10 protein-coding genes and 1 tRNA gene are annotated in these 9,573 nt (G+C 27.4%); 6 read left to right on the forward strand and 5 right to left on the reverse strand.

What is annotated here, in order from left to right; genetic code table 11:
• Positions 1-97 precede the first annotated feature (97 nt).
• The 5 genes from E6A48_RS05555 to E6A48_RS05575 all read right to left on the reverse strand — a co-directional run bounded on the left by E6A48_RS05555 (position 98) and on the right by E6A48_RS05575 (position 3,836).
• Complete coding sequence (locus tag E6A48_RS05555) at positions 98-520, reverse strand: DUF2752 domain-containing protein (RefSeq protein ID WP_219709079.1); 423 nt, start codon at positions 518-520, stop codon at positions 98-100.
• Positions 520-1,506, reverse strand: a complete 987-nt coding sequence (locus tag E6A48_RS05560) for a VWA domain-containing protein (protein ID WP_219709080.1) — start codon at positions 1,504-1,506, stop codon at positions 520-522. The genes E6A48_RS05555 and E6A48_RS05560 overlap by 1 nt, the downstream gene beginning before the upstream one ends.
• A 68-nt stretch (positions 1,507-1,574) precedes the next feature.
• Positions 1,575-1,775 carry a hypothetical protein gene (locus tag E6A48_RS05565; RefSeq protein ID WP_219709081.1) on the reverse strand — a complete coding sequence of 67 codons (201 nt, stop codon included), beginning with the start codon at positions 1,773-1,775 and terminating at the stop codon, positions 1,575-1,577.
• A gap of 38 nt (positions 1,776-1,813) precedes the next feature.
• Positions 1,814-1,898, reverse strand: a tRNA-Leu gene (locus tag E6A48_RS05570).
• A gap of 348 nt (positions 1,899-2,246) precedes the next feature.
• Positions 2,247-3,836, reverse strand: a complete 1,590-nt coding sequence (locus E6A48_RS05575) for a glycoside hydrolase family 57 protein (RefSeq protein ID WP_219709082.1) — start codon at positions 3,834-3,836, stop codon at positions 2,247-2,249.
• Positions 3,837-4,131: 295 nt separating this feature from the next.
• Between E6A48_RS05575 and E6A48_RS05580 the strand changes: the two genes are divergently transcribed.
• The 6 genes from E6A48_RS05580 to E6A48_RS05605 form a co-directional block, all read left to right on the forward strand.
• Entirely contained in the window at positions 4,132-4,542 is a 411-nt protein-coding gene (locus tag E6A48_RS05580) for a hypothetical protein (RefSeq protein WP_219709083.1), read from the forward strand.
• Positions 4,543-4,565: 23 nt separating this feature from the next.
• Positions 4,566-6,188 (forward strand): McrB family protein, encoded by a 1,623-nt coding sequence (locus E6A48_RS05585; RefSeq protein ID WP_219709084.1) that lies wholly within the window; start codon positions 4,566-4,568, stop codon positions 6,186-6,188.
• A gap of 5 nt (positions 6,189-6,193) precedes the next feature.
• Positions 6,194-7,447, forward strand: a complete 1,254-nt coding sequence (locus E6A48_RS05590) for an McrC family protein (RefSeq protein ID WP_219709085.1) — start codon at positions 6,194-6,196, stop codon at positions 7,445-7,447.
• A 177-nt stretch (positions 7,448-7,624) separates the two neighbouring features.
• Positions 7,625-8,359 (forward strand): PP2C family serine/threonine-protein phosphatase, encoded by a 735-nt coding sequence (locus E6A48_RS05595; RefSeq protein WP_219709086.1) that lies wholly within the window; start codon positions 7,625-7,627, stop codon positions 8,357-8,359.
• Between the two features lie 92 nt (positions 8,360-8,451).
• Positions 8,452-8,826, forward strand: a complete 375-nt coding sequence (locus E6A48_RS05600) for an ATP-binding protein (protein ID WP_219709087.1) — start codon at positions 8,452-8,454, stop codon at positions 8,824-8,826.
• 40 nt (positions 8,827-8,866) lie between these two features.
• Positions 8,867-9,573 (forward strand): tetratricopeptide repeat protein (locus E6A48_RS05605; RefSeq protein WP_219709088.1); only part of this gene is annotated, 707 nt, incomplete at its 3' end.

The following is a 9,573-nucleotide window of genomic DNA, read 5'->3' on the forward strand; positions in this document are numbered from 1 at the left end:
CCGCAGGCACGCAGAGCGTCGGTAAAAGAAGTAGGGGCGTGTACCAACAGGCACGCTTCGCATGGGGCAAAGCCACCACAAACAAAAAACTAAAAAATTATTTTTTTACTAAATTCAAAAATTCCAATATAGTGTAAAAATGACTATCATAGTTAAATGTAAAAGGCTCTCTATATGGAAAATCATTCATAAACCTAAAAATATACACACCTATAAAAATAATTATTAAACAAGTTATTAAAAAATTGTTATTATATATACTATCAAATATTTTTACTTTTTTTCTAAAAGCTATTATAACAAATAAAAATGTAGGCAGAGGAAATAGAGGGTGATATTTTAATGCATTTTTAAAATCTAAATTAAGTGCATGTATATAAGCTCTTGTCATGCCGCAGCTTGGACATGGAAAACCAGTAGTTGCTCTAAATAAGCATAAATTTTCTACAGGCAATTTTTTATTAAAATTAACACAAAATATCAAAACTAATAATATACAAAATTTTAAAAATCTATCCATTATGGTACAATCAAAAATCTTGTAGAAGATAATATAATACTTAATGCAATACATATTAAAGCTATTATAATAAAAGGCTTATATAATTCATTGTACTGAATAAGGTTATCGTCTGTAATTGGCTTTTTTTCTAATCTGTCTATTGTATTATAAACATTATCTAATGCAGAACTTGTTTTGGCATTGAAATATTTTCCGCCTGTTATGCTTGCTATTTCAATTAATGCTTTTTCATTAAGTGTAAAATCTGCTCTAATTCTTCTTTTGCCATAATTAGGGTCTGTATATGTTACCCAAGCATGACTTCCAGCGGCATCACCAATACCTATTGTATAAATTTTAATATTAAAATTGGAAGCTATCTCTGAAGCAAGTTTAGGGTCTATTTCGCCAGAATTGTTTTCTCCGTCTGTAAGAAGTATTATCACTTTTTCAGCATCATCTTTCACGCTCCTAAGCATATCAACCGCAGTAGCAATACCAAGCCCAATAGAAGTAGAGCCCTCTTCATCAATTTTTATATTGCCGATTTCTTTTTCTAATGAAGTATAATCAAAAGTAGAAGGCGAAAGCACAGAAGCCCTTAATGCAAAAGCAACTAAACTTATTTTATCGAAATTTCTTTTTTTTATAAAATCAGCCATAGTCTTTTTTGAAGCCTCAAGCCTTGTAGGAAGCATATCCTCAGCCATCATAGAAGGAGATATATCAACTACCATAGATATATATATACCTTCTCCGTTAATATTAGCACTGCTGTCTACCGTAGCAGGACGAGCTAAGCCTATTATTGAAAAAGTTAATCCTATCATTAAAAGTATAAATGGTATATCTTTGGCATAATATTTTGATTTTAAAGTATGAGCCATACTTACACGCGGGTGCTTTACAGAATAGAGATGATTTTTTCTAGTTTTTATATATATAAAAGTGATAATAGGTACAATCAATAATAATAATAAAAATTGCGGATTAACAAACAGCATTAAGTACTTCCATTTTTAATATTTCAATTATTATATATTAGAATGTATAATAAATCTATATGATTTTTTTAGGAATTAGCTTTGTATAGAAAACCTGTTACTATTGTGATGATTCCTATAAGCATAGTAAAAGGAGCAAGGAAACCTAATATACCTTCAGGATTTTTGCCTACTAATGCTATTAAAAGAAAACTAAAAGCAAAAATTATAAGCCCAATAATGAGTATAATGATATTTTTTTTAGAAAGTTTATCTTGATTATTTACCATAAAAATTATTAATGAGTTTCTCGAGTTATTTGGTATTTTGCTCGGAGCCGGAATCGAACCGGCACGGTCGCAAGGACCAGCAGATTTTAAATCTGCTATGTCTACCAATTCCATCATCCGAGCTAGTTGCTAAGCATTATAGCATAACATAAAAAAAAATGCAAATTTATTTTTGTGTTTTTATAAATATATTATCAACTTTTTCCCGCCTTCGTACCAATACCTAAAGGCACTCCTTTCAGTCGCCCTGAAGGACTCCTTTCAGTCGCAGGCACTTCCTTCGGTCGCTGTTCGGACTTCGTCAAAGTTTTCGCCCTTCGGGCACGCTTCGCGAAAGTGCAAGTATTATAACTAATATATTAGGAATATTTATCAATATTATTATTAACTTTTATATAATGCATAATTGAATATCATAAAAAAGGGAATGTTTATTAACACTCCCTTTTACTATTTCTCTAGCTAATTTTATTAACTGTATATTCTAAAATCCATCTCTGGGAATATATCATCACGCCATTCTAATTTACTGAGCCACTCTTCATTTAAATCTCTGTTTTTTATAGCATAATAAAGGTCGGTAAATCTCTTTATATATAATTTTGTAGTATTAACAGCATAATCAACCATAGTACCTGTATGCATAATGAAAGCCCAGTCGCTACTTTGTGCCAACAACAATTCACGTGCAGCCTGATTCAATGCTCTCTCATAAAGACCTGTTTCATTATAATAATCATGAGCAAGTTCTATCATGCGTTCTGCAGCCTTGTGTAAATGTCTGTAAATCCAGCCATTAGTGCCGTTAAGCCAAACTTCACCATAACCATTAGCTCCCCAACTAGACATTGAAGGCATAGATATTTGGTTTACTGGGTGTCTTTCCAAATATTCTTTTGGTGTGATTGTTTCTATAGTGTTTTGGTCATGATGAATCTTTCTCATTAAAAACTCTATAAACATAGGTCCTTCATACCACCAGTGTCCGAATAATTCAGCATCATAAGGCGATACCACTATAGGAGGTCTGTCGTCCATCACTGAAGCTAAATACTCTATTTGCTTTTCTCTGTTAAACATAAAATTACCAGAATGCTCACCTGCAGCCTCCATAGCCCATTCTGGATTATAAGGCTCTTTAGCACAATCTTTACCAGTAATTCTATAATATTTTATACCTGTATTTTTTCTAAGACCATTGCTCTGTATAAACTCTTTTATATATTCAAAAGGCAAATCATATCCAATGTCTCTATAAAACTCTCTGTATCTTGGATCACCTGGATATCCTACTTCAGCACTCCAAACACTTCTTGAACTCTCAATATCACGTCCGAAAGCTGCAACTCTGCTCTCTCTAGAACAATATAGAGGAGCATAAACTCCATATTTTGGCACTCTATCAGCATACATTATACCATGCGTATCAACAAAGAAATATTTAATTCCGTTGTTTGCAAGATGTTTTTCTAAGCCTGGGAAAAATCCGCATTCTCCAAGCCATATGCCTGTAGGTTTTCTTCCTAAATGCTTCTCATGAGTTTTTACAGCCATTTTTAACTGTGCTTCTATTGCCTTAGGATATTCCTGCATAAATGGGAAAAATCCATGCGTAGCTCCGCAAGTGATTATCTCTAAATTTCCTCTCTCCAAGAAATACCTAAAACCATTAAGCAAGTTTTTATTATACTTATAAACAAATATATCTCTTATCTTTATAAACTTATCTCTATAAAACTCAGCAGTATGATGAAAATTAGGGTCTAATGAAGTTCTCTCTACTTCCATTTCTGCCAATCTTATCAATTTTTCTATATAATTAACGTATCTATTTTGAAGAAGCTCGTTTGCAAGCATATTCATAAGAGGAGGAGTTACGCTCATAGTGATCTTGAAATTTATTCCATCATTAACCATTCTATCATAAGCGTCAAGAAGAGGTATATATGTTTCTGTAATAGCCTCGTATAACCATTCTTCCTCTAAAAAGTTCTCATGTTCTGGGTGTCTAACATAAGGGAGATGAGCATGAAGCACTAAAGCTAAATAGCCTTTTGACATAAAACATTCCTTAATATATTTTATTTTTTCTATAATAATATTATATAAAATTATATTCTGAAAATCAAGACTAATATTATATTAAAAATATCAAATTTTCATACAAATAAAGTTTTGTATAAAATGTTATTGTAAATAAACATATAATTATATATTTATATAGTATTACAATAATTGTTAAATAAAAGAAAGTTTAATAGTACAGTTTTTTCAAAAAATGTTAATTATATATTGTTGACATTTACATACACTATGTTATATTCTCTAAAATATGCATAAATTATAGGAGTATAATATGGAATTGAAAAAAGTTTTTGCATGTGGAGTCAGTTGGGGTGATGGAAAGCCTTCATATTTTGAAGAGTTTAAAAAACATAATGTTTCTATATTAGGAAGTTACAATAGAAGAATAGAATATTTTAGAGATTTAAAAGTTGGTGATTTGATAGCAGCAAAAGATGGTTTTAAAATAATAGCTATTGGAGAAGTTACTTCACTTTCAGAAAATTATTGTACTTGGAAAGATTTAATAAATGATACAAAAGCTAATTATTACGGTGTGTCTTTAGAAGATGAAATTGATATAATTGAAGTTAATAGATGGATTGAACTAGAAGAACCTATCATTTATCAAAATATAGGTTCAGGAATTATAAAACATGAAGAAACAGTAAAAAAGTGTAATAAAGTTTTTAGTAGAAATTAATTTTTTATTCAAAGAGTAGTTTAATGAAATTGAAAAAAGTTTTTGCATGTGGGGTTAGTTGGGGTGATGGAAAGCCCTCATATTTTGAAGATTTTAAAAAGCATAATGCTGCAATATTAGGAAGCTATAATAAAAGAATAAATAAGTTTAGAAATTTGAAAAAAGGTGATTTAATAGCCTCTAAAAAAGGTCATAAAATTTTTGCTATAGCAGAAGTTGTATCAGCTGTAGAAGAATATTGGTTTTGGAAGGATTTTATAGATGAGGCAAAAGCTGCTCATTATGGTGTATCCTTAGAAGATGAAATTGATATAATTAAGGTTAATAAGTGGATTGAGCTAAAAAAACCTATAATCTATAAAAATAGGAGAACTGCTGTAATTAATAAAAGAGACATACAAGAAAAATGTAATGAAGCTTATTATAAGGAAATAAAAAAAATGGAAAAAGAAGAAATTATTGATATACTAAAACAAAAAAAACAAATCATACTTCAAGGGGCTCCGGGTACTGGAAAAACTTATTCTACCGCCGAAATTGCTGTTAATTTAATTGACGAAAACATATCAGATGATAGAAAAAAAGTTATGGAAAGATATAAAGAACTTATAAAAAAGAATCAGATATTTTTTACAACTTTTCATCAGTCTATGGATTATGAGGAGTTTGTTGAAGGATATAAGCCTGTTTCTAATGACGAAAATATATCTTATGAAATTAAAGACGGAATTTTTAAAGAGGCTTGCAATAGAGCAAAAGAAGTAGGAAAAGTAGGATTGGAAGAGGCTTGGAATAATTTTACATACGATTTTTCTAATGGAGATGTAGAAGGAATAAATAAAGATACTGATTGTTTAGAATTAAAAACATTAAGAGATAATAAAACATTTTACTTATCTATAAATGATGATAATATAGTTAAGTATCTTCCTAAAAATAATAAAACTAAAAGATGGTTGCAACTAAATAATAGAGTAAAAGAATTTTATTATTCGCTTAAAGAGGAAAAAAGTATAGGTTCTATGTCTTATGTGAAACCTTTATTAGAATATTTGAAAAAAGAGTATAATTTAGGAGATATTGAAAAAGTAAATAAAAATCCTGTTGTTCTTATAATAGATGAAATTAACCGAGGAAATATAGCAAAAATATTCGGTGAGCTTATTACATTATTAGAAGCTGATAAAAGAAAAAATGCTGACAATGAAATAGAAGTTAAACTGCCTTATTCTAAAGAAATATTTTCGGTGCCTAGTAATTTATATATAATAGGTACTATGAACACTACTGACAGAAGCATTGGTTATATTGATTATGCTTTAAGAAGAAGATTTGCATTTATAACTATTAAAGCAGATAAAGAAAAAATAGAAAGTTTTTATAATGATAAAAACTATGATTGTAAAAATAAAGCATTAAAGTTATTTGATGATATAGAGAATAATATAATTAATAATAACTTAAATGAAGAATTTGAGATTGATGATATTATGATAGGGCATAGCTATTTTATGGCTGAAAATGAAGAAGAATTAAAAAGAAAATTAGAATATGAAATCAAGCCTTTATTATTAGAGTATTACAAAGACGGTATATTAAAGAGTAATAATGATATAAAAGATTCTATTAAAAAATTAGCGATATAATCATTATGGATAATTTAGATAATCAATGTGAATGTGAATTTTGTAAAAACAATTCTGCTTCATTTAATGAGCATAATAATATAGATTGTGATTCTCTTATAGAATGCATAAATAAATCAAAATATAGAGAATATATATTTGGAGAGAATTCATACAGCAAAACTCTTTCTTATTACATAGGTGCTTTCTGGATTGATAATGAGCATACAAAAAATATTATAATCAATCCTAAAATAGAAAATATTGATTTTATGAAGATGTTTTCAAAATGTTTATCATATTCAAATATTGTGAAATGTTTTAATGAAATATACAGCATAAATTTTGAAGAGCCTCCAATAAACTACAAAGGCGATATTTTAATAAAAGGACTTGATGCTCTAACAAGTATTCATTTTTTGAGAATGCTTGAATTAGAGCTTAATAACGGACTTAAAAGAAATTTTATTAGAAAAAGAGAAAATCTTAATTCCAAAATAAAGGGAAAAATAGATTTTTCAAATCATATAAAGAAAAATATTGTAACTGCAAGAGATGACAGGGTATACTGTTCTTATTTTGATTATGATATAAATTGTTTAGAAAATAGGATATTAAAAAAAGCATTAAAAATATGCAATTCTAATATAGGTTTAATTTATAATTCTTTTAATAGTATGTCATTTTTTTCTGAAGTGTCTGATGAGCTTCATCTTTATGAACTTAATAATATAAGGTTGAATCCTTTATACAAAAAATATAAACTTCTTATAAAATTAGCCATCAATATAATAAAATTAAGAAGATATAAAGATTCAAACAAAGAAAATTCTGCTCCACCTTTTTATATTGATATGTCATTATTATTTGAGAAATATGTTTATGCTTTACTTATGGATTCATTAAAAGGAAAGGCAAAAATATTATATCAAAAAAGTTACAGTAGGTACAGATTTAAGCCTGATTTCATAATTAAAGGCAATGGATATAATTATATAGCAGATTCAAAATACAAAAGAATTTATAATGATAATTATATTAATAAAAAATATAAAGGAAATAATATTATAAAAGATATTAGACAGCTTTCTGGATACGGAAGACTTAAAAGTATAATAAAAGAATTTACAAATGATAATAATAATTATGTTCCAAATTGTCTTATAATATATCCTTCAGAGAATTCAAATAATACAAACATAGATTTTAAAAAAAAAGAAAAAATTAAATGTTTAGTTAATTTTGAAAAACTATCTATAAAACTTCCAACATTAAATTAATATTTTTGATTTTCTTATAAATAATTTTTTGATAAGTAAAAAATAACATAATTTAAATAATTAAGAAAATAAAAATTATTAGTTACACTCAGTTATCATACAAATAATATAAACTTGAAAAAAATATTTTTGCCTGTAAAATATAAAAAATATAAAAATTAAGGAATGTGAAATAATATGGATATTTTCTCTTTTACAAATAAATCTAACAATAACAAAACAAATACTGATACTATACTTTTTAATAGCGAAGCAATACTTGGAAGACCGTTAATAATAAATGAACAAAACAATTACAGTCATTTTATAAACTCTATGGAAGGTACTTGTATATCATTAGTTGCTGATGGTTTGGGAGATACTTTTGCTTCAAAGCTTGCTATAGATGTTTTTAATGAGAACTTTTTGGATTTAGTAGAACTTGTTGGAGAGCAAGAAGTGATAAACTGGATAATGCATAACTTTATCAAATTAGAAGTTAATGCTGCTAGAGAATCTGCTGATGATGTTCAAAAATCTATGGCAGGTGCTTCTATTGCGGGGGTATTATATCATAAGTTTGCTGGTGTATTTGTGTTTCATGCGGGGGATGCTAAAGTGTTTTGCATAGATAAAAATAAGGCTACTCAAATAACAAGAGACCATGTTAATGGATATGCACTTGAAAATTGTGCTTGTGCCGGCGGAGGACACTACATTACAATAGAAGGCTCTAGAAGAAACAAAAGTCAAAACTATTTTATTGCTACTAATTCTATGTGTGAAGCTATAGCATCTAATTACAGCTCATTAGAAGATGGTGTTTATAATATAATGAGTTTATCCACAGAAGAGGCTATAAACAAATTAAAAACTATTAACAGCAATGACAATATAACAGCCTTTGGATTAAAAAACCTTTACACTATTTAATAATTTGTATATAAAATCTTGACAATGCATATTATTTAACTATACTTTATTTATATCGTATAAAAAATACTATATACAATAATATGCTGAAGATGGAAATACCAAGTAATAAAACATTAATACCATATATATCTGAAATCTTTATTCAGTACTTGCATTCACATGATATAAAAGACGCTGATGCCATGCAAATAGCCTTTGAAGAAGCTTTAACTAATGCTATAGTTCACGGCAACAATAATGATTATAGCAAAAATGTAAATATATTGTTTAATATAAAAGAAAACATGCTTGAAATCAGCATAGAAGATGAGGGCAGCGGATTCAATTACAAAGCTATAAAAATAAACAATGATGACGTCTACCGCAAAAACGGACGAGGCATACTTTTAATATCACTCTACACAGACAGTTTTCACTTTGAAGACTACGGCAGAAAAATAGTAATGAACAAGTACATAAGTTAGAAATAATTAAACCAAATATCAAAGAAGTTTTAATAGTATTATGACCGAAGAATTAAAATCAAAAATACAAAAATTAATATTAGAAAAAAAATTTGAAGAAATAATAAATCTATGCGATGAAGCTATTGAAAAAGATGATAAAGATGAAGAGGCATACTTTTTTAAAGGCACTTTTCTTATAGAATTAAAAAAATATGATGAAGCTATATATAATTATAATGAGGCATTAAAACTTAATGATAAAAACATAAATATTTATTTTAACATTGGAACAGTAAAATTAAATTTAAAAGAAAATGATGAAGCTATAAAATATTTTAATAAAGTTATAGAATTAAATCCAAATTATGAGATGGCATATATAAGTAGAAGTTTATGCCATGAAATTAATAAACAATATAGAGAAGCAATTGAAGATTTAGATAAAGCTATTAAATTGAATCAATATAATGAAGCAGCATATTTTTATAGAGGAATAGATAAAAATTATATTAGATTATATAATGACGCTATTAATGATTTTTCTATAGCTATTTCAATAATAGATTCTTATAGAAATAGTTATTATAATAGAGATTTATTTTCTAGTATACTTCAAACATATCCTAATGTAAATAATTTCAATTTAGACAATAATTTTTTACAAACAATAGGTGAAAGTGCAATAAAAACTATTTATAACCACACAAACCTTTATAACAAGATATTAAATACAGAACAAACATATATTTTATCTTTTTATAATAG

It is taken from the genome of Brachyspira pilosicoli, from assembly GCF_019402445.1.
In the GTDB taxonomy this organism is placed as follows: Bacteria; Spirochaetota; Brachyspiria; order Brachyspirales; family Brachyspiraceae; genus Brachyspira; species Brachyspira pilosicoli_B.